Source organism: Desulfurella amilsii, from assembly GCF_002119425.1.
Lineage (GTDB): Bacteria > Campylobacterota_A > Desulfurellia > Desulfurellales > Desulfurellaceae > Desulfurella > Desulfurella amilsii.
On record NZ_MDSU01000018.1, the window covers coordinates 794725 to 816902 of the forward strand.

The 22178-nt window shown below is 35.6% G+C and carries 24 protein-coding genes; 2 read left to right on the plus strand and 22 right to left on the minus strand.

Translation table 11 applies throughout. The annotated features are described in order from the left end of the window. Position 1: 1 nt before the first annotated feature. The 15 genes from DESAMIL20_RS07550 to DESAMIL20_RS07620 all read right to left on the minus strand — a co-directional run bounded on the left by DESAMIL20_RS07550 (position 2) and on the right by DESAMIL20_RS07620 (position 14424). Positions 2-1261, minus strand: coding sequence for a (Fe-S)-binding protein (locus DESAMIL20_RS07550; protein WP_086034227.1), 1260 nt, complete (start codon positions 1259-1261; stop codon positions 2-4). Continuing rightward, positions 1261-2619: an FAD-binding oxidoreductase gene (locus DESAMIL20_RS07555; protein WP_086034228.1), complete on the minus strand. Its 1359-nt coding sequence runs from the start codon at positions 2617-2619 to the stop codon at positions 1261-1263. Before DESAMIL20_RS07555 ends, DESAMIL20_RS07550 begins: the two co-directional genes overlap by 1 nt. A 49-nt stretch (positions 2620-2668) precedes the next feature. Continuing rightward, positions 2669-4021 carry a threonine synthase gene (gene thrC / locus DESAMIL20_RS07560; protein ID WP_086034229.1) on the minus strand — a complete coding sequence of 451 codons (1353 nt, stop codon included), beginning with the start codon at positions 4019-4021 and terminating at the stop codon, positions 2669-2671. 12 nt (positions 4022-4033) lie between these two features. Further along, entirely contained in the window at positions 4034-5461 is a 1428-nt protein-coding gene (locus DESAMIL20_RS07565; protein WP_086034230.1) for an MlaD family protein, read from the minus strand. Positions 5462-5463: 2 nt separating this feature from the next. Beyond that, positions 5464-6153, minus strand: a complete 690-nt coding sequence (locus DESAMIL20_RS07570) for an ABC transporter ATP-binding protein (RefSeq protein WP_086034231.1) — start codon at positions 6151-6153, stop codon at positions 5464-5466. A 44-nt stretch (positions 6154-6197) separates the two neighbouring features. Further along, complete coding sequence (locus DESAMIL20_RS07575) at positions 6198-6965, minus strand: MlaE family ABC transporter permease (protein WP_086034232.1); 768 nt, start codon at positions 6963-6965, stop codon at positions 6198-6200. Beyond that, complete coding sequence (gene alr / locus DESAMIL20_RS07580; RefSeq protein WP_086034233.1) at positions 6965-8077, minus strand: alanine racemase; 1113 nt, start codon at positions 8075-8077, stop codon at positions 6965-6967. Before alr ends, DESAMIL20_RS07575 begins: the two co-directional genes overlap by 1 nt. Positions 8078-8165: 88 nt before the next feature. After that, on the minus strand, positions 8166-8888 hold the full coding sequence (locus DESAMIL20_RS07585) for a succinate dehydrogenase iron-sulfur subunit (protein WP_086034234.1): 723 nt from the start codon (positions 8886-8888) through the stop codon (positions 8166-8168). Between the two features lie 12 nt (positions 8889-8900). Continuing rightward, a complete protein-coding gene (gene sdhA / locus DESAMIL20_RS07590) occupies positions 8901-10712 on the minus strand; it encodes a succinate dehydrogenase flavoprotein subunit (protein ID WP_086034235.1) in 1812 nt (603 codons plus the stop codon). A 12-nt stretch (positions 10713-10724) separates the two neighbouring features. After that, the gene (locus DESAMIL20_RS07595) at positions 10725-11105 is read right to left on the minus strand and encodes a succinate dehydrogenase, hydrophobic membrane anchor protein (RefSeq protein WP_086034236.1); all 381 of its coding nucleotides are present in this window, start codon (positions 11103-11105) and stop codon (positions 10725-10727) included. Between the two features lie 10 nt (positions 11106-11115). Next, entirely contained in the window at positions 11116-11490 is a 375-nt protein-coding gene (gene sdhC, locus DESAMIL20_RS07600) for a succinate dehydrogenase, cytochrome b556 subunit (protein WP_086034237.1), read from the minus strand. A 90-nt stretch (positions 11491-11580) separates the two neighbouring features. Beyond that, positions 11581-12141: a Fe-S-containing hydro-lyase gene (locus tag DESAMIL20_RS07605; RefSeq protein WP_086034238.1), complete on the minus strand. Its 561-nt coding sequence runs from the start codon at positions 12139-12141 to the stop codon at positions 11581-11583. A 10-nt stretch (positions 12142-12151) separates the two neighbouring features. Next, entirely contained in the window at positions 12152-13000 is an 849-nt protein-coding gene (locus DESAMIL20_RS07610; protein ID WP_086034737.1) for a fumarate hydratase, read from the minus strand. A 14-nt stretch (positions 13001-13014) separates the two neighbouring features. Further along, positions 13015-13965, minus strand: coding sequence for a malate dehydrogenase (mdh, locus tag DESAMIL20_RS07615; protein WP_086034239.1), 951 nt, complete (start codon positions 13963-13965; stop codon positions 13015-13017). 117 nt (positions 13966-14082) lie between these two features. Further along, on the minus strand, positions 14083-14424 hold the full coding sequence (locus tag DESAMIL20_RS07620) for a tRNA-binding protein (RefSeq protein WP_086034240.1): 342 nt from the start codon (positions 14422-14424) through the stop codon (positions 14083-14085). A gap of 144 nt (positions 14425-14568) precedes the next feature. Between DESAMIL20_RS07620 and DESAMIL20_RS07625 the strand changes: the two genes are divergently transcribed. Then, on the plus strand, positions 14569-17829 hold the full coding sequence (locus DESAMIL20_RS07625) for an NAD-glutamate dehydrogenase domain-containing protein (RefSeq protein ID WP_086034241.1): 3261 nt from the start codon (positions 14569-14571) through the stop codon (positions 17827-17829). A gap of 74 nt (positions 17830-17903) precedes the next feature. Next, positions 17904-18782 carry a phosphoribosylaminoimidazolesuccinocarboxamide synthase gene (locus tag DESAMIL20_RS07630; RefSeq protein ID WP_086034242.1) on the plus strand — a complete coding sequence of 293 codons (879 nt, stop codon included), beginning with the start codon at positions 17904-17906 and terminating at the stop codon, positions 18780-18782. 3 nt (positions 18783-18785) lie between these two features. Here DESAMIL20_RS07630 and lspA read toward each other — a convergent pair whose 3' ends face one another. From lspA to rpmJ, 7 genes are read right to left on the minus strand one after another with little or no spacing between them, the layout of a single operon-like run. Beyond that, positions 18786-19262, minus strand: a complete 477-nt coding sequence (gene lspA / locus DESAMIL20_RS07635) for a signal peptidase II (protein WP_086034243.1) — start codon at positions 19260-19262, stop codon at positions 18786-18788. 9 nt (positions 19263-19271) lie between these two features. After that, positions 19272-19622 carry a 50S ribosomal protein L17 gene (gene rplQ / locus DESAMIL20_RS07640; protein WP_086034244.1) on the minus strand — a complete coding sequence of 117 codons (351 nt, stop codon included), beginning with the start codon at positions 19620-19622 and terminating at the stop codon, positions 19272-19274. Beyond that, positions 19619-20626: a DNA-directed RNA polymerase subunit alpha gene (locus DESAMIL20_RS07645; protein WP_086034245.1), complete on the minus strand. Its 1008-nt coding sequence runs from the start codon at positions 20624-20626 to the stop codon at positions 19619-19621. The genes rplQ and DESAMIL20_RS07645 overlap by 4 nt, the downstream gene beginning before the upstream one ends. 20 nt (positions 20627-20646) lie before the next feature. After that, a complete protein-coding gene (gene rpsD / locus DESAMIL20_RS07650) occupies positions 20647-21273 on the minus strand; it encodes a 30S ribosomal protein S4 (RefSeq protein ID WP_086034246.1) in 627 nt (208 codons plus the stop codon). An 11-nt stretch (positions 21274-21284) separates the two neighbouring features. Continuing rightward, positions 21285-21665: a 30S ribosomal protein S11 gene (gene rpsK, locus DESAMIL20_RS07655; RefSeq protein WP_086034247.1), complete on the minus strand. Its 381-nt coding sequence runs from the start codon at positions 21663-21665 to the stop codon at positions 21285-21287. A gap of 21 nt (positions 21666-21686) precedes the next feature. Next, on the minus strand, positions 21687-22049 hold the full coding sequence (gene rpsM, locus DESAMIL20_RS07660; RefSeq protein ID WP_086034248.1) for a 30S ribosomal protein S13: 363 nt from the start codon (positions 22047-22049) through the stop codon (positions 21687-21689). An 11-nt stretch (positions 22050-22060) separates the two neighbouring features. Then, positions 22061-22174, minus strand: coding sequence for a 50S ribosomal protein L36 (gene rpmJ, locus DESAMIL20_RS07665; RefSeq protein WP_086034249.1), 114 nt, complete (start codon positions 22172-22174; stop codon positions 22061-22063). Between the last annotated feature and the right edge of the window lie 4 nt (positions 22175-22178).

Genomic DNA, 22178 nt, shown 5'->3' on the forward strand with positions numbered 1-22178 from the left:
ATTATCCTCCTTTTAGCGACTGATTAATCAACTCAAGTGTATGAAGTGTCTTTACCTCATCATGACCTGCTATATGCAAAGCTTCGGATAATTGCATAATGCAAGCACTACAGCCAGTTACTAAAACTTGAGCTTTTGTGTTTAATATATTATCAATCTTTCTTGATGCAATTTTTAATGATAAATCTCTATAGTCTATACTAAATGTACCGCCATTTCCGCAACAGCGATCAGCTTCTTTCATTTCTGTAAAATGTGCAGCGCGCTTTATTAAATCACGAGGTTCGTTTTTGACTTTTTGAGTACGCTTTAAATGACACGGATCATGGTACGTAACTGTTAAGCCTGTATCTTTTAGTTTTTCTTCTATGTTTGTATTGTCGTATAGGTATTTTACGGGGTCAATAATTTTTTCGGCCAATTTTAAGGCTTTTTGTACATATTCTTCGTCATCAAAATACATAAATAACTTTGAATAGTCAAACTTCATCATACTAGCGCAAGTTGGCTCTAGAACTACTAAATAATCAATACTTTGATCGTAAAACAAATCAATGTTTCTTTTGGCAAGAATTCTTGCATCGTCAAAGTTGCCACTAAAGTAAATAGGTGCGCCACAACAACTTGCTTTTTTTTCTACTATATAGCCAATGTTTAATTTATGCAATATGTTTATAAAAGCATCACCAATTTTTACGTACGTATAGTTTATCAAACAACCAGGAAATATTGATATTCTTGGGTTTTCACCATAACTTTTATATTTGTTATAAAAAGTTTTTGGCGCAAGGGGAGGAATCAGTCTATCTTTATCAAAAAAAGGCAATTTAATTCTTAGGCTAGCTGACTGCCTTGACGTATTAACATTCTTGTTAAACAAAAATAATGAAAGCACATTTGCACTTAGAGCACTTAAATCCATAAGATTTCTATTTAGTAAAATCTTTGCCATTACTTTTTTGTAAAGTGCTAAACCATGTAGCTCTACAATGCGCCTTCTTGCCAGCTCAACAATTATGTCTGTGCCAGAATCATTAGGGCAAGCTTCCACGCACGTTGTGCAAAGCAAGCATTTATACAGGTAATCTTTTGATTTTTCGCTATCAAAGTCAAAGTTTCCCTTTATAAAGTCACTTAGTAAACTAATATGACCACGAGCTACAAAGGGCTCTTGGCGCAGTTCTCTAAACACTGGGCACACACTACGACACAGCCCACATTTAACGCATGATTCCCACTCTTTTTTTAATCTTTCATCCATTATAGCTTCATTTTATGAGGATTTAGTATATTGTTTGGGTCAAAGGTTAACTTTATCTGTTTGTATAATTCAACAGTCCTTTTCCCTACTTGACGCTCTAGGTAATCTTGCTTTGTGATGCCAATGCCATGCTCGCCGCTTATAGACCCACCCAGCTTCAAACACTCATTAAACACTTCATCCATAGCTTTGAATGCCATTTCTTCCTCATCCTTATCTTTAGTGTTGTACATAATATTTGTGTGAATATTACCATCACCTGCATGACCAAAATTGACTATCATTACACTATATTTTTTCGCAATTTCTTGAGTTTTTTTGATCATTTCAGCAATTTTAGATCTTGGTACAACAATGTCTTCATTTAGCTTACCATCTGCTATACGCTTTAGCGTAGGTGAAATTGATCTTCTTGCAAGCCAAATGCTCTCTTCTTCTTCTATAGAATGCGCTATTTTGACTCTTGCCCCATTTTTAATACATATTTGTTCGATTTTTTCTAAATCCTCTTTTATCTGAAACACAGAGCCTTCTACCTCTATAATCAAAATTGCATCAGCATCTGTAGGAAGTCCCGCTTTCATGGAATTTTCTACGGTAAGTATTGCTTGATGGTCAACAAATTCTAATGAGCTTGGTATAATCTTGTTTTTTATTATGTCACTAACAGTTTTTGCAGCTAACTCCATATCGTTAAAAGTAGCCTGCATTGTTTGGCTTGCTTGGGCTAGTGGGTGAAGCTTTAAAAGGGCTTTTGTTATAACGCAAAGCGTACCTTCGCTACCTATAAACAGTTGAGCTAAGTTATAACCTGCTACATCTTTGACATTTTTTGAGCCTACATTGATAATAGAACCATCCGCCAAAACCACTTCTAAGCCCAAAACCCAATCTTTTGTAACACCATATTTGACCGCTTTTGGCCCACCTGCGTTTTCTGCAATATTACCACCTATTGAAGAAAATTTCCAGCTTGATGGATCCGGTGGGAAAAACAAGCCGTGAGGTTTTAGAGCTAATTGTAAATCATAATTTACAACACCAGGTTCCACTGTAGCAATTAAGTTATCTAAATCTATCTCTAGGATATTATTCATAAGTTCCATTGAAAGCGCAATGCCACCTGCCACATTTAATGCACCACCGCTAAAACCGCTGGCACAACCTTTTGCTACCACAGGTACCTTATTTTGGTTTGCGAAGCTTAGTATCCTTGATACTTCTTGAGTAGTTTTTGGCAGTACTACACAATCTGGCAGATAAATTTTTTGTGTTGCATCATAGGCATATTGTAATCTATCGATTTTCTCGTCCAAAAAACGCTCTTTTAATAAATCTTTTAAATAATCAAATTTCATAATACGCTTAATCTATAATAAGGTTGTCAAAAAGTCAATTGTAACAAAATCAAGATATCGCATGCTCTTTAATAAAATGCTCTACAGCCTCTACGCTATTATCCTCTTTAAATTTTCTTTTTTTTGTTGAAAGTTTGGCAAGATTTTGTGGCATAGGCGCACTAAATCCAAGCGCCTTTTCTATAGCTTGTGAAAATTTAGCAGGATGAGCTGTAGCCAAACAAACTGCTGGTATAGATTCATCAATGATGGATTTTACACCACAAGCCGTATGCGGATCTATTATATAATTGTACTTTCCATAAAAATCTTTAATAGTTTGCAGAATTTCTTCATCACTAACCCTATAGGCACTAAAATCACTTTGAATTTGCAAAATTTTATCATTAAATACGAGCTTACCATTCTTATTAAATTCTTGCATCAAGTCTTTAACTTTGCTGCAATTTTGGTCGTATAGATAATAAAGGTACCTTTCAAAATTACTTGCTACTTGTATATCCATAGAAGGGCTAAGTGTTTTTTTAACCTGATTTTTAGCGTACTCACCAAAACATACAAACCTATACAAGATATCGTTTTCGTTTGTAGCCAAAATTAGCTTTTCTATAGGCAATCCCATCAACTTAGCTAAAAATCCAGCAAATATATCACCAAAATTACCTGTTGGTACGCTAAAGGCTACATTCTTTTCTACTTTTAAAAATGCGTAGTAATAGTACACAATTTGCGCTAATATTCGAGCAAAATTTATAGAATTTATGGAGCCCAAATGGTACTTTTCTTTAAATGCAGCGTCTTTGAAAATTTCTTTTATAATATACTGGCAATCATCAAATGTACCATTTACTGCAATAGGAAACACATTTTCATCGTCAATGTCGCACATTTGAAGCTCTTGAGTCAAACTTACTCCGTTTTGTGGGTAAAGTATAAATACTTTTACATTTTTTTTACCTTTTAGGCCATAAATTGCCGCACTACCTGTATCGCCACTTGTAGCACCAAGGATATTTAGCGTTTGGTTGCGCTTTTTTAGGATATGTTCAAAAAGGTTGCCTAAAAATTGCAAAGCAATATCTTTAAAAGCATAAGTAGGTCCATGGAATAATTCAAGGATGTAGAACTGACCAAATTGCCTTAAGGGAGTAATTTCATCATCATCAAATGTGGAATAGCTTTTTTCAATTAATTCTAGTACATCATCTTCTTTAATATCATCAATATATAGCTTAAATATATCAAATGCTATGGATTTAAAATTTTTGTTTTTGATACTTTGCGGGTCATACTTTGGCACAAACTCTGGCACAATTAGGCCACCATCTGTTGCAAGCCCCATCATTACGGCATCTTTAAAGCTAATATTTTTTACTCCACATCGTGTGCTTTTATATAACATAATCATTACTCCTTAGTTGCGCGGTATACTGCTTGCTGCGCCAGCAAAATATTTTAAATCTTCATTTGTAAATTTCATACCCAAACCTATAAAAGGTGATCTTGACTGGCTGTTTAACAATTCATTAACTCCACCATAAAGATAGAAGTGTCTCAATACTCTATATGAAGCCTGAACCCTTACTTGCGCATTATGATCCCTTATGTCATTTGAATGGTTAAAGTCAAATGCATCCGCTGTTAATTTTAAATTAGGTGTTACATAATAATCAGCACCCACTCCAAATGTAGACTCTATAATACCGCCTCTTATTACTATATTATCATAGCGCTTACCCATTTCTGCTGTAATACGTGTCTTAGTATCCTGACTGGATGGATTTGATGTATTTTCGTAATTTTTTTCATTAACTGCCTCTATTCTATAAAATCTATCAGGTGCAGTATATATATTTACGCCTGCAATACCCATAGAGTTACCACCACGCGTTAAGTAATTGCCTTGAATGTTTGCTTGAACAAGTATCCTATTCATACGACCAAAGTATTCTTTTAAGTCTTTAAGCGTAGAATTCAGATTATCATAAACACTCTCATCATTGACAAGTTTGCCCACTGTGCCTTTTCCTTCGTTAATCTTTCTTGAAATCTCATCGATGTTTGCTGTTGCATTGTTAATGTTGTTGTATATATCATCTTTGGTCATCAAACCGCCAATTGTGCCTTTACCTTCCTTAACATTTTCTGTTATAGCATATACATTGTTCAAAGAAGAATTAAGCTTACTCATTGAAGTTTTTGCATTCTCTAACGCTGCTTTGAGATCAGGTCTGCTTTGCAATACGGTTTCGTTTATATTTGACATTGCCCTATCAAAAGCAAGCATTGCCTGCTTTGCCTCTATAATTGTAGCTCTAAGTGCAGCTCGATTTTCGTTAACCACTTCATTTAAATTTGCCGTCAAAACTGCGATATTTTGAAGTGTTTTTGCCAAATTATCCCTATTTTGCTGGTTTAAAACCTCGCTTGCTCCACGCATAACATTATTTAGACCAACCGCAGATTGACTGTAAATAAAAGTTTGATTGTTAGCTAAATAAACATTACTTTTGCCTTGCGTGATTTCAATGTAGGTTTCGCCCAGCAGGCCTGTTGTTGATATCGAACAAATTGAATCTTTTGGTATTTTATACTTTGTGTAAACCTCTATAGCAACTTTTGCACCTTGTGGTGTTAATTCAATGCCTTTAACATATCCTACCTCTACGCCAGAAACAGTAACCTTTGCCTTATCTTTTAGACCAGATACATTTGAAAATGTTGCATAAAGCGTATATGTAGGTTTTTTTGTAAAGCTAAATTGCCCTAGCTTTATTGTCATTATGCCAAAAAATACTATTATCGTAAAAGCAAAAAGCCCTATTATTGTCTCTTTTTTCATTACTAACCTCCTCTAAATGCATCTAAAAATTCTCTAACTATAGGGTAACTTGAATTAAAGAAATCTTCCTTTTTATCAAACTCGATTATTTTACCGCTATCTAAAAAACCGATATAATCTGCGATAAGGTTTGCTACATCCAAATCATGCGTAATAACCAAACATGTGGTATTTAGTTTAGCTTTCATATCTTTGATTAGCTTTGCTATTGAATACGAGACAATTGGATCCAATCCTGTTGTTGGCTCATCAAAAAAAATTATTTCTGGTTTTGTAATAATAGCTCTGGCAAGTCCTACGCGTTTTTTCATACCACCAGAAAGCTCACTTGGGTATTTTTCCTCTATATTATCAAGCTCAACTAAATCTAACACACGCCTAACTTCATCTTTTATGGCCTTCTTGTCGATTAACTTATGCTCAATAGCAGGAAATGCTACATTTTCAAAAACTGTCATTGAGTCAAACAACGCAGCTTCTTGAAACAATACACCAAATTTCATCCTTACTTTATTAAGTTCTGATAATTTCATATTTAACAAATTTTTATTATTGTACATTATTTCACCAAAATCTGGCTTTAGCGTACCAATTATACTTTTTATTAAAACACTCTTGCCTTGACCGCTTTTGCCTAAAATTACAGTTATCTTGCCTGGCTCAGTATTTAAATCTAAACCATCTAGTACTATTTGTTTGCCGAAAGCTTTTTTTTAAATTTCTAATCTCTAACATATTAAAATAAAAATGCCGACAAAATGTAATCAGCAACTAAAATTGCAACACTGGAAATCACAACGGCCCTTGTAGTAGATAGCCCCACACCTTTTGCCCCTTTTGTGGTATTGAGTCCTATATAGCAACCAATAGAAGAAATAATCAACCCAAATACAGCAGCTTTAATAAACCCATAAGTCAAATCACTCATACCCAGGTACTGTCTTATGTTGTCAATATAGGCAACAGAGTTAACTTTTAATACAAAAACACCTACAATATAGCCACCAATATTGCCAACAACGTTTGATAGGGCAACCAAAAAAGGCAACATTACAACTGTAGCCGTAATGCGTGGTGTAACAATATAGTTTATAGGGTCAACTGCCATAACTTCCATAGCATCTATCTGTTCTGTAATTTTCATCGTTCCAATTTCTGCACTCATCGCAGATACATTTCTCGCAACAATCATCAAAGCTGTAAATACAGGGGAAAGCTCGCGACCTAAAGAGACCGCTACAGTATAGCCTATCATATTTTCTGCACCAAATTTTTGAAAACCATGATAAACTTGCAAAGCTTCAACCATCCCAATAAAAAGTGATGTTAAAATTACAATAAAACTTGATGTAACACCAATAGTATAAAATTGATCTATTGTTTGCTTTAGCCTTAGTGAACCCCTAATCGCATTCGAAAGAGCTTTTGCTGCTAAAATAACAATCCCACCCAGCTGGTCTATAAAATTTACTATCAAGCTTCCAAAATAAGTAAAAATAAACATTATACGTATACTCTCTTTACCCTCAAACTCTTTCCAATATTGGTAAGGATTTCGTAATTTATAGTGGATGATACTAGTGCCAAATCATCTGCATCAACCATACAAGTCTTACTTTTTCCCATAATAATTACTTCATCTCCAACTTTTACATCAACATCGCTAACATCTACTGCAAACATATCCATACAAATTGTGCCAATACTTTTGCATAGTTTATCATTTACAATAACACCAAATTTATTAGACATAAGCCTAAACAAACCATCTGCATAACCAAAAGCTACAATTGCAACCTGCATATCACAGTTTGCAACAAAACTTGGTCCATAGCTTATCCCTTCACCTTTTTTTAAATAATGCTTACTTATAATAAAACTCTTTATGCTCATAGCAGGCTTTATATTCATTGAATTGTCTTTTTGTTTTTTTGGGTAATAACCATAAAGGGCAATACCAGCTCTTACGGCATTAAAATGTGAACTTCTATAATTTAAGATAGCACCACTATTTGATATATGATAGTATCTTGGGTCTATACCATATGATTTTATACTTTTAATAATTTCTTCAAAAATATTAAGTTGTTGAGTGGTCTGCTTAATATCTGATTCAGAGTTTGAAAAATGCGACATAATACCAACAATATCAATATAATCTTTGTTTTTTTTGTATAACTCTACAATTTTCTCTAAGTCCAATTGGTTAAAACCCACTCTATTCATTCCTGTATTGAACTTTATATGTATAGGAAACCTGTATTTTTTGTTTTTTGCAAAATCTATAATATCTTGCAAGACAGAAAAGCCGTGAACAACGGGCGTTAGATTATAGTTATATAAGTCCTCTATATCTCCAAAACCAGCCCTGCTTAGCACTATTATATTTGTATCTATGTGATTTTTTCTCAACTCTACAGCTTCTTCAGTGCAAGCTACTGCAAAATAATTTTTAACAAACTCTTTTAAGGCTAAAGCAACAGCACTTGCACCATGACCATAGGCATCCGCTTTTATTACTGGTATCACTTCTGTCTTGTTGCCAACATAATTTTGGATATTTAAAAAATTTTCTCTAATTGTTTTTAAATTTATTTCTTGCCTTACTTCATACATTAAACTTTACCTAATTAATTTTTTATTTTATCACAAAAAACGATTTTTGAAAAGAAAAAAGAAGGGCGACAAAAGCCCTTCTTATAAATTAATACGTGCGTTTTAAAATCTCTTTTTGGAGCGAAGCTATTGCTTTGGTTGGATTTAATTCTTTTGGACATGCATGTATACAGTTTAGTATTGTATGACAACGCCATACACCATGAATGTTATTTACTGTATCCAATCTTTCATCACTACCTTCGTCTCTAGTATCGAGAACAAAACGAGTCGCATTAAGCAAAGCACTTGGACCTAAATAATCTCTGTCAGCCCAATAAGATGGACAAGAGCTCGAACAACAACCGCACAGTATACATTCATATAGTCCATCGAGTTTAGCCCTATCTTCTATGCTTTGTAACCTTTCTGTCCCAGGGGGTGGTGTTTTTTCAATCAAATACGGCTTTACTGCATAATATTTATCAAAAAAATCTACAAAATCACAGACCAAATCTTTAATTACAGGCAATCCAGGTAACGGCTTGATTATCAAGACATTGCTATTATAATCATCAACGTGAGCCATACAAGAGGTCGTATTCATGCCGTTAATATTCATACCATCAGAACCACACACACCTTCTCTGCAGCTCCTTCTAAAACTAAGAGAACCGTCGATATGCCATTTAATTTGATTCAAGGCATCTAATACCATCATACCTTTTTTTTCGATGGTTACTTCATAGTCTTTAAAATAAGGAGCTTTATCTTTGGCAGGATCATATCTAAATATCTTAAATATTACTTTATCTCCAGCATTTAATGACATCTTGCCCCTCCTTTAATATACCCTTTTCTTAGGTGGGAATGTAGGCGCTGTAGCACCTTTCATTCTAACGGGTTTATAATCTAACTCTACTTTTCCATCCTTCCATCTAACAAGGGTATGCTTATGCCAATTAACATCATCGCGTTCTGGATAATCATCCCTAAAATGGCCACCACGGCTTTCTTGCCTTGCTAATGCCGCTTCTGTTTCAACTTTTGAAACATACAGAAGTGACTCTAACTCTAGTAATTCGACAAGCTCGGTATTAAAATATGGGCTTTTATCTGTCATACCAACTTTTTTGAATTCTTCAAAATAATTATCTATTTCCTTGCTTTGTTCTTTCATGTCTTTTTCAATCCTAAAAACAGACATCTTGTGTTGCATAGAATCTCTTAGCCTCTCCCAAATATCATCCATCTTTATCTCGCCAGGCCCACCATCAAAATATGCTTTAACTTGTTCAATGGTTTCCTTTCCATATTCATCGGCTATATTTTCAAGTGGTGGCAAAGGAAATTCCGGTCTTTCTTCTAGTATGTATCTTGCTGCATTCACTCCAGCTTGTTTTCCGTTTACAACTATGTCAAGCAAAGAGTTGCACCCTAACCTGTTTGCACCATGCACCGATTGAGCCGCACATTCTCCACCAGCATATAACCCTGGTATTCTCACTTCGTTTTTGCCATCCCAATCAACAACTTCGCCTTTAGTATTGGTTGGTATACCACCCATATGGTAGTGTGCTGTAGGCTGCACTGGTATTGGCTCTTTTGTGCAATCCACGCCCACAAATTTATATGCAAGCTCCCAAATACCAGGAAGTCTTGACATAATCAAGTCTTTGCCTAAATGATCAAGTTTTAAGAGTATATGGTCTTTCTTCGGGCCAACGCCTCTGCCTTCTCTAATCTCTGTTGCCATCGCACGCGACACAACATCGCGTGACGCAAGATCCATAACTTTAGGTGCATATTTTGTCATAAATCGTTCGCCAAGGCTATTTAATAAATACCCACCTTCGCCTCTAACACCTTCTGTAATTAAATTTCCAACTCCGTAAATGCCGGTAGGGTGAAATTGAATAAACTCTGGATCTTCAATAGGCACTCCTGCTTTTAAACACAACTTCAATCCATCTCCCGTATTTATATGTGCATTTGTACCTGTCCTGTAGTTTCTTGTGTCACCTCCGGTTGCAAAAATTACAGCTTGACCAAAAAACATTGTAAAACCGCCATTTACCATATCCCACGCTAAAATCCCGATCGCTTTTCCAGTTTCTTTGTCTCTAAACAATTCTGCTGCATAATATTCTGTGTAGTAGCTTATATACTGAACTATATCTGGCCTTAATGTGCGCTCAAATAACGCGTGCAACAATGCATGTCCAGATCTATCAGCCACCGCACAGGCTCTTTGGACTGCTGCTTCACCGTAGTTTCTTGTGTGGCCGCCAAATCGTCTTTGATATATAGTACCGTTTTCATTCCTAGAAAAAGGCACGCCCCAATGCTCTAATTCATATACAGTCTCTGGTGCATGTTTAATAAACTCTTCTATAGCATCTTGATCACCTAAGTAATCAGAGCCTTTAACAGTATCATACATATGCCAAATCCAGTGGTCTTCTTCCATATTCCCAAGGGAAGCCGCAATTCCACCCTGAGCAGACACAGTATGCGATCTTGTTGGATATACTTCTGTGATTACAGCCGTTTTTAGTTTAGCTAAACCAGTTTGCACTGCAGAAGCCAAACCTGCACCACCAGCACCAACTATAATAACGTCAAAAACCTCAAGCTTTACTTTAATATCAGCCACATCAGCCTCCTTCTAACCCTTAAATGGTATAATCGTTAGTGCAGCTAAAACCCAGTAAAGAACACCAACTATCCAAAAAAAGCCTTTCCAAAAAACTCTCCATCCAGAGTATACATAGTCTTCTATAACCATAAATATGCCGTTTATACCATGATAAAGGGCAAATGTTACAAATGTCATATCAAACAACTTCCAACCCAAATCAGACAATCGTGCAGCAACAGCAGCATATCCTGCACCTCCTACTGGTGCGCCGATAAAATGCTGTATGAAAAAATGTCCCAATAGCAAAACTAACAATGCAACACCAGATACTCGCTGCATCAACCAGTTAAACTCACCTGATTTACTGCTACCTTGATACCTGTCGATATATCCTCTCATGTATTCCATAGTCTACCTCCTAGCCTGCCAAACCCATTAGCATAGGTATAGCGCCTGCTACAAATACTAACGCAAAAATTACCCAAAAAAGCCATACGTTAGTTTTGTAATTGCTGCGTTCTGCTGCTCCAGCAAAGTTAACCAGTACAACCCTCAAACCATTTACAGCGTGATATGCTGCAACAAGCCACAAACCAACCTCTAAAAGCTTAAATATAGGGCTTTCCAAAACACCCATTGCCTGAGAATAGTTTTGTGGATTTTGTAAAGTTGAAATTACCCACTCATGCGCAAAGAGGTACAAAATTAACAATAGACCTGTTACTCTGTGTAAAACCCAGGCGACGAAACCTTCGTGCCACTTATACGATGCACTTGGCTGATACCAATTCATAGCGCTTTTCGGCTAATACTTTAGCCTCAAACCCCCTTTCTATAAAATTTATTAGGATATTAAATCAAAATTTATAAAATGTCAAATATTTTATAATTTATTAGCCCACTCCTTTTTTGCTAACTCATATAGGTCATTTCCGTATGCATCATAGCAAACAAAAATGGGCATATCCTCAACTTCTAACTTTCTAACTGCCTCTGGACCTAAGTCATCATAGGCTATAACTTCTGCTTTTTTTATTGCACTACCCACAACCGCAGCAGCACCACCTATGCTTGCAAAATAAACCGCTTTATATTTTATACATGCATCTTTTACTTCCTGGCTCATTTTACCTTTTCCTATCATACCCTTTAAGCCTTTTTGTGTAATTAATACTGGTGCAAAAGAATTCATGCGGTAGCTTGTTGTTGGTCCTGCTGAACCTATTGGATAACCTGGTCTTGCGGGACTTGGCCCAACATAGTAAATCACTTGTCCTTTAGGGTCAAAGGGCAAATCTTCACCTTTATTTAGAGCATCAATCATGCGCATATGCGCAGCATCTCTACCAGTATAGACTACGCCGCTTAGATAAACTTTGTCTCCTGCTTTAAGTTTTAGGATATCCTCGTTAGTTAACGGTGTTTTTAATTTATATTCTGCCATAAATTGCTCCTTAAATTAAAATTTCTTTATGCCTGTTTACATGGCATGCTGTATTTATAGCAAGTGGCAGCGTTGCTATATGGCATGGCTCCATCTCAATATGAATCCCAAGCGACGTTGTAATACCGCCAAGTCCAGCTGGACCAATACCCGAATTATTTAGTTTGGTTAGTATCTCTTCTTCCATTTCTGCAAGCCTTGGGTCTGGGTTCTTTTCACCCAAATGCCTCATTGTAGCCTTTTTGGCCAATATTGCGCAACGCTCAAAATCTCCGCCAATGCCAACACCAATGATTGTTGGAGGACATGGGTTCGGGCCAGCCTCAATCACCCAATCAACAACAGTTTTTATTATACCATCCCTACCATCAGCGGGCTTTAGCATCTGTACCTTGCTCATAGATTCACTGCCGCCACCTTTTGCATCAAAGAAAATTTTAACTTTATCGCCTGGCGCTATAAATGTATGGACAATTGCGGGTAAATTGTTACCTAAATTTTTCCTTGTTAGCGGATCACAGCTAGATTTTCTCAAATATGCGTCCTTGTAGGCCCTTTCTACACCTTTATTTATTGCATCTGTTAAACCCCCACCAACAAAGTGCACATCCTGGCCTATTTCCATAAAGATTACAGCCAAACCTGTATCCTGGCACAAGGGAAAAACCCCTTGTGCTGATACTTCAACATTTTTCAAAATTGTTTCCAATACAGCTTTGCCTACAGGAGATTTTTCTTTTTCTAAAGATTCTTTTTCTTTTTGATGAATATCCTGAGGTAGTTTGTAGGCAGCTTCTATTGCCAAATTATAAATGGCTTCTTCAATGGAAGAAACATTTATTTCTCTAATATTAGACATAAGCCCACCTTCTATTATAAAAGTTTTAATTCCTCTACTCTCTTGCACAATTCTTTTACATGGTCTCCAGATACTTTTAATGCTTTTAGTTCTTCGCCTGACATTTTAAGTTCTACAATTTCTTCAATTCCGGATTTACCTAGCTTAACTGGCAAGCCTACAAACAGATCTTTTTCTAAACCATATTTACCTTGGGTTTTGACAGCACAAGGTAAAACATCTTTTTTGTCTCGCACGATAGAATCTATCATTTGAACAACTGCTGAGCTTGTTGCATAGAATGCTGAACCAGTTTTTAGCAATTTTACAATTTCGCCGCCACCATTTCTTGTTCTATCTACAAGCCTGTCAATTTGTTCTTTTGTAAAGAACTGACTAATTGGAACACCTCTAATCGTAGAGTAACTTACAAGAGGCACCATGTCATCACCATGACCACCAAGCGTCATAGCTTCAACAGACTTTACACTAACACCCGCTTCCCATGCAATAAATCTTTTAAACCTAGTTGAATCTAAACAACCTGCCTGACCAATGACCTTATTGTCTGCAAAACCGCTTACTTTGCTTGCAGTATAAACCATAGCGTCCAATGGGTTTGTTACTACTATGATGATAGAATTTGGAGAATACTTGGCCACTTGCTCTGTAACTTCTTTTACGATTTTAACATTAACGCTTAACAAATCATCCCTTGACATACCAGGTTTCCTAGGCAACCCAGATGTAATAACTACAATATCAGAGTTTTCTGTGTCTTTGTAATCGTTTGTGCCTATAATTTCTGTATCAAACCCTTCAATAGGAGATGCTTCCATCTCATCCAACGCCTTACCTTGTGGTAGACCCTCAACGATATCTACCAATACAACTTCTCTAGTCAGCTCTTTTTCTGCAATCCTTACTGCTGTTGTAGCACCAACTTGACCTGCACCAATAACGCTAATTTTAGCATTTGCTAACATATAAAACCTCCTAAGGTAAAATTAAATCTGTCTAAACTATATTCAATTTGAGCTTTTTTGTCAATAAGTTTTTTACAAAAAGACTTTTAGCGTATGCGTAAATAAAATTTTATTTTACTAAAAAACTCTTTTCCCTAATTCTACTTCTCTATCTACACAAAGTAAGCTTACGTAACCATTTTTATCTTCGACTCCAATCACTAATACCTCTGATATGAAATTTGCAATTTGCTTTGGTGGAAAATTAACTACCGCTAAAATTAATTTATTAACTAAATCTTCTTTGGAATAATTATCGACTATCTGAGCACTCGAACGCTTTATGCCAATTTCGCTACCAAAATCAATTAACAGCTTATAAGCTTTTTTTCTTGCTTTTGGAAAATCTTCTACAGATAAAATCCTACCTACCCTTATGTCAACTTTTTCAAAATCACCATAAGCTATTTCTTGTTTCATTTTTTTACTCCTTTCGACAAGTACATATTTTAGAATTATATTATATTATCTAATAAATTCAAGGACAAGAATTTATAACTACCTACTTGACATAACTCAAACTAGGTAATATATAGTTTAATTAAGAATTAACAGGAGGTTATTATGTCAAACACACAAGAGTGGTCTAGCTCCTACACCCAGCTCTTAGACCAAAACGGTATTAAAAAGTCCTATCTTTCATACTTCAGTGATGACTACAAGCTAAACATTGAGCCGCAAGAAGCATTGATTGATACACAGGCAATTTTGGATGTAATCGCAAACCAAAAAAAGCAGGTAAGGTTTTTTAAGCAAAACGAAGAGATATTTTTTAAGGTTTATGCATATTGCAAAATACCATTATACGAAGTACTGCCCATATTAAAGAACTTAGGCTTAAATGCACTCTATGAAGATTTCTTTGAATTAAACATTAAAGATAAAACGGTGCTTATCCAAAGGTACAACATAGAAAAGAGCTTTGAGTTTGATATTGAAAAAAACGCCCATTTTGTAGAAGAAAACTTTCTTGCAGTAATTGATAAAGTTGTAGAAAACGATGAGCTAAACTCACTTACTACAAAAGAGCTGCTTGACTATAAACAAATAGACTTGCTTAGAACCCTTGGCAACTATCTAATGCAGGTAGACTTTAGCGTCAAAAGAATCTCAATGTTTGGCTCACTTGTGAAGTACTCACACCTATCAAAACTCTTTATTGAAGCATTTGACCAGAAGTTTAACCCAACCATACAACAGCGCAACACAAAAGAAGTATTTGATAGGGTCTCAAAAGAGTTGGAAACAATAAACAACATACAAGACTATAAAATATTGAGCTCTATATTCAACATAATTGATTCAGCAATAAGGACAAACTTCTATATGCAAAAAACCTACCATTACATCTCGCTAAAAATAGACTCTTCTAAAATCTCAAAGATGCCTCTTCCAAGACCGATGTATGAGATATACGTCCACTCTTTTTTAATGGAAGGCTGTCACTTAAGAGGGGGCAAAGTAGCAAGGGGCGGTATCAGGTGGAGCGACAGAAAAGACGACTTCAGGCTAGAAATCCTAGAGCTTATGAAAACGCAAATGGTAAAAAATGCGGTAATTGTGCCTGTAGGCTCAAAGGGCGGGTTTATCATAAAACACACAAATGGCCAAGATATTCAAGAAAAAGCTATTGAGTCCTACAAGACACTCATGAGAGGTATGCTTGATATTACGGATAACTACTCAGGCTCAAAAGAGCAGCTAAGGCCAAATGATGCGGTGTGCTACGACGACTTTGACCCTTACTTGGTTGTAGCAGCAGACAAAGGCACGGCAAAGTTTTCAGATACAGCAAATGATATAGCGCAAAATGAGTACAGCTTCTGGTTAAAAGACGCTTTTGCCTCTGGCGGAAAGTTTGGCTACGATCACAAAGAACTTGGTATTACTTCAAAAGGCTCCCTTGTATGCACAAAAAGGCACTTTAGTGAACTAGGCGTCAAACTTAACTCCACACCCATAAGCGTGGTTGGTGTTGGCGATATGGGCGGTGATGTGTTTGGCAATGCCATGATTGAGCTAAAAAACATACAACTAAAGGCTGCTTTTAACGATAAAGAAATATTCGTTGACCCAAACCCAGATATTGAAGCTTCGTATAAAGAAAGAAAAAGACTATTTGACAATGCCCTAACCTGGAGTTTTTACAACAAAGATACACTCTCAAAAGGCGGCTTTGTATGCAAAAGGGATGAAAGAACCATTGTCCTTTCATCCGAAGCAAAAGCGTTTCTAAAAACCAGCCAAGACACAGTCTCATCAGAAGAGCTCATAAAAATGATCTTTAAAACAAATGCAGATCTTTTGTGGATGGGTGGAGTTGGCACTTATGTAAAAGCAAGCGATGAAACAAACGAAGATGCAGGCGATAAAACAAACGACAATGTACGCATAAATGCCAATGAAGTAAAAGCAAAAGTCGTAGGCGAAGGTGCAAACCTGGGTTTTACACAGAAAGCGCGCATTGAGTATGCACTGCTTGGTGGTAAAATTAACACAGACTCTTTAGATAACTCAGCAGGCGTGGATTTATCCGATCAGGAAGTAAACCTTAAAATTCTCTTAAACGACCTAATGGAATCTAAGACAATCAAAGACTTAGATGAGCGCAACAATACCTTAAAAAAACTAACCCCAGAGGTTATCCAAAGGGTGCTAGATCACAACTACATGCAAAGCTTAGCTGTATCGCTTGATGAGATAAGATCTAAAAAAGAGTCAGAGGTATTCTATGAGCTTGTTGAGTTTTTTAAACAAAAAAAGCTATTTAGCGAATCTGAGTACTACTTTCCAAACAAGATAACACTGGCTTCCCGCATTGACTCTGGTGTTGGCTATACCAAACCAGAGCTTTCTATCATGCTGTCTTTGCTTAAGATATTTATCTTCACAAACCTCCTAAAAGAAACAAACTTTGACAAGTACCTTATAGATAAATACGCACTGCTTTATTTTCCGCCTTCTACAAGAGAAATTTACAAAGAACACATTCAAAGGCACCTTTTGAAGAAAGAAATAGGCTCAACCTACATTACAAACCTCATTGTAAACAGCAACGGCGTAGGCTCTCTAATTAAGATAAACATGCTTACAGGCCAGCCTTTTACCTCTATAATAAAAACGCTTATATTTATATACGATCTCTTAGATGTACAAAACATAAGAAACGAAATATTCACGCACGAGGGTAAAATCAATCAAGCAGTCATCTACCAAACAATCATTGATATGTTTTATGCAGTAGAAAGGTTTGCAACAAATCAGCTGTACCTCTTTGGCGATTCAATCATAGAGTATGTCTACAAGCAAGAAATTTTGGGCTACATGGGCTACTATATAGACAATTCCATAAAAGAAGGCGTATTTAAATCAAAATATGAAGAAAAAACAAAAGAACTTTCTGCGTACTTTTCAAAAGAACTGTCTGAGAAAATTGCACAAATCTACTTTATAGATGATTTTATACTAGCCTACTATATAACCAGAAAAACGGATAAAAACTTCATCCAATCTGTCCAAACAATAGAAAAAGTAAACGAAATCTTTGGGTTCCAAAAAGTAATAAACTACATAAGCTCAATAAGGATTGTAAACGAGTGGGACCGATTTGCTCAATTTTCTATGATAAAAAAATACACTATGTCTTTAGTAAAAATCACTATAAAAATACTTAATGACTTTTCAGGCAATACTGAGGCACTAATTGCTGCCAAAAAAACACTCTTTGACAGCTACATAAGTCAGCTAAATGACATATCCAAACTTGCTGCAAACAATTTGCACCCTATAGTGCTGCTGTATGATAAACTGGAAAGTTTGGTGTAAGGGGATTGAAAAATCTTTTTATTATGATACAATTCTTCATTGAGTAAAAATTCATTATATGTGTGAGGTTTTGAATGAGTGAAGTTGTTTTGGAAACTAATCTAGAAGGGGTTGAGCTTTTAAAAAGGGGCAAGGTTAGAGACGTCTACGACTTAGACGACAAACTGCTAATTGTGGCAACAGATAGAATATCTGCTTTTGATGTTATTTTACCGAATGGAATACCAGGCAAAGGTGAAGTATTGACGCAAATTTCTTTATTTTGGTTCGAAAAAACAAAAAATATAATACAAAACCACATTATTAGTGGATCAATGGATGATTATCCACCTCCATTAAAAAAATTTAGCAAGCTTTTGGATAAACGCAGTATGCTTGTTAAAAAAACTGATCCTATTTTAATTGAGTGTATTGTTAGAGGATATATTTCTGGTTCTGGTTGGGTTGAGTACAAACAAACTGGCAAAATATGCGGTATAGAATTACCTAAAAATCTCAAAGAATCTCAAAAGCTAGATGAGCCTATCTTTACACCTAGCACAAAAGCAGAAACTGGACACGACCAAAATATTACTTTTGAACAAATGTCTAAGATGATTGGATATGATCTTGCAGCTCAAATCAAAAAAATTAGCTTAGCAATTTACAACAAAGCAAGCCAATATGCTTTAGGAAAAGGCATAATTATCGCAGATACAAAAATGGAGTTTGGCATTTATGATGGTAAACTCACGCTTATTGATGAATTAATAACACCAGACTCCTCTAGATTTTGGCTTGTTTCAGACTACAAAGAAGGACAACCCCAAGACAGCTTTGATAAGCAAATTGTTAGAGACTACCTTTTGACGCTTGATTGGAATAAAACATATCCTGGGCCAGTATTACCCGGTCATATAGTTGATAAAACAGCCAAAAGATATAAAGAAATTTTAGAAATGCTAAAAAGGTAAAAGCTAATTCTTCTTGCTTATCCTATCATATAGGATAAGCAATATCCCCATCGTAATAAAAGAATCTGCAAAGTTAAAAGCAGGGTAGTGGTAAGTTTTTATATAAAAGTCAAAAAAATCTAACACATAACCGTGCAAGACTCTATCATATAAGTTCCCTAAAGCACCTCCAGCAAGCATGCTTAAACCAACAAACAACGTTTTAGAAGTATCACTTTTAAACATAAAATAAAATGCTATAATTACTACTATAGCGCTAATTGCTATAAGAAATATAAACCTGTATATGCCACTCAGATGAGCTAAAAAACCAAAAGCTACGCCACTATTTTGAACATACACCAAGTTAAAGAAATTGGGAATAATGGTGACCGTTCGATCTATCGTAAGTCTTGCTAGATAATATTTACTCGTCCAGTCTATGGTAAAAAAAAGGAGTGTCAACAACACTCCCCATAAATATTTGTATTTTCTAAACATTATTTTAAGTTACTGAAATTTTATAACAGAAATTTTAGCAGCATCGCCTTTTCTGTAGCCTATTTTGTATACTCCAACAAAACCACCATTTTTTTCTGCATATTTTGGTACAATATCAATAAGCAATTTTTTAACAGTTGGCTTGTGAGGCAATCTTGACAACAAAAGCCTTCTCGAGGACAGTGTATCTTTTTTGCCTATAGTTATAAGCTTACTAACAAATCTTTGCAACTCTTTTGCTTTAGCATCTGTTGTTTTTATTTGACCATGCTCAATTAAGGCAATCGTAAGATTCCTAAGAAGCGCTTTACGTTTTTCGCTATCTATACTTAAGGTTCTATAAGCCTTCCTATGTCTCATTCTTCACTCCTTTTTATAGCCTCTTCTATTCTTTTTATATATTTCTCGTCAAACGTCATACCCAAACTTAAACCCATTTGTTTCAAAGCTGCTTTGATTTCTTTTAGAGATTGTTTGCCAAAATTCCTTGTATTAAGTAAATCTATATCTGTTTTCTGCACCAGCTGCCATATATATTTAATGTCATGATTTCTTAAACAATTGGATGCTCTAACATTTAACTCGAGATCTTCAACCGTTTTTAAAAGATTTTCATCAATTTCTTCATTAAAATCACTGTAGTTTAAATCTGGCTCAGGTTCTTTAAAACTACCCATAAAAAGCTTAAAATGAGAATTAAGTATGTAGCTTGCCTGGCCTAGAGCTTCTTTTGGTGTAATACTACCATCTGTTTCAACATCTAAAACAAGCCTCTCGTAATCATAAAAACCTCTTTCCATACTTTTGCCAGCATTGAATGAGACACGTCTTATTGGCGTAAAAAGCGTGTCGATAGGGATATATCCAATCTCTCTATTTGCACTTTCTTGACTTGCCTGTTTATAACCAACACCTTTTTTTAAATAAATTTCAGCTTCAAATTCCGCATCATCGTTTAATTGGGCAATATAGTGGTTTGGGTTTATGATTTTTAAATCGGAGGTCAACTTAATGTCGCTAGCTTTCAGTACACCAGGGCCCTTTTTACTCATTTTTATAACACATTCTTTAAAGTTTTCTGACAAGTTTTTAAAGATTACATCTTTCAAGTTTAATATAATATTAATGACGTCCTCTTTTACGCCATTTACACCACTAAACTCATGTTCAACACCCTCTATTTTTATGCCAATTACGCCAATACCTTGTATAGAAGAAAGCAGCACTCTTCTTAATGCATTGCCAACAGTTGTTGCAAAACCTTCGTTAATTGGCTCAAGTATAAACCTTTCATGCCTATCATTAATTCGCTCTACTTTAATTTCTTGAGGCAACTGTAAATATTCAAAAATATCGTTATTCATAACCCAACCTTTCTTTAGTTTTATCTTGAGTAAAGCTCAACTATTGTATCAGCCTTAAATGGCACCCTTATATCCTCAATTGATGGTATGTCTAGGACTTTAACCGACATATTGTTTGGATCTAAACTCAACCATGGGGCAATACCCGATTTGTAAGCATAATCAATCCTATCTTTTAACTCTTGAGAATCTCTTAATTTCTCTTTAACACTAATTATGTCATTTTTATTAACAATTAAAGAAGCGATTGTAGTCTTTCTGCCATTAAGTAAAACGTTTCCATGGCCAATGAGCTGTCTTGCCTGCTTGCTTGATGCAGCAAAGCCTGCTTTATAAACAATGTTATCCAATCTACGCTCCAGTATCTTAACTAAATTTTCGCCAGTTTGACCTTCCATTTGTTTAGCGTTTCTAAAATATCTTCTAAATTGCCTCTCGAGTATGCCGTAATAGACCTTGGCTTTTTGTTTTTCAAGTAAATGTTCAGTATAGTTTTTTAATTTTCTCCTTGAAGTTTTATCTTTTCCTGGAGGATAAGGAGATCTTTCAAACGCACATTTTTCAGTAACGCACCTATCGCCTTTTAAAAATAATTTCAACCCTAATGCTCTGCATTTTTTGCATGATGGACCATTATAAACTGCCATATTATATCACCTCAAACTCTTCTTTTCTTTGGTGGTTTACAACCATTGTGTGGTATAGGAGTTACATCTTTTAAAGATTTAATCTTTAAGCCAGCTGCCTGTAAAGCCCTAATAGCAGTTTCCCTACCTGACCCAGGTCCTTTAACACGTGCATCTACTTCTCTTACGCCTCTTTGTAAAGCTACTTTAGCTGCTTGTTCTGCTGCCATCTGTGCAGCAAAAGGTGTGCCCTTTCTGGTACCTTTAAACCCCACACTACCAGATGTTGACCAACAAACAACATTGCCATCTTTATCTGTAATTGATACTATCGTATTGTTGAAAGTAGACTGAATATAAGCCACACCGCTTGAGCCAACTTTTTTTACTTTCTTTTTCTTTGCTTCAGCCATTCAATTTCTCCTTAAAAACCATTAATGTTTACCTCCCACTGTTTTTCTTCTGCCTTTTCTAGTTCTTGCGTTCGTTCTGCTTCTTTGCCCCCTAACGGGCAAACCTTTTCTATGTCTTAAACCTCTGTAATTGCCCAAATCCATCAACCGCTTAATATTCATTCCAACAACTTTTCTTAGCTCACCCTCTATTGTATAATTAGACAAAACAGATCTCAACTTTTGTAATTCGTCTGGCGTCAAATCATCCGTTCGTCTGCTTGGATCAACACCAGTTTTTTGAAGTATTTCTCCAGACGTAGATTTACCTATTCCATATATATATGTTAAGGCAATCTCTATACGCTTATTCTTGGGTAACTCTACACCAACTAAACGAGCCATTTAACCTCCTTTCAACCTTGTTTTTGTTTGTGTTTTGGGTTTTCGCATATAACCCTAATAATACCTTTTCTCTTTATTATTTTGCATTTAGGGCAAATTTTTTTAACAGAAGATCTAACTTTCATTTAC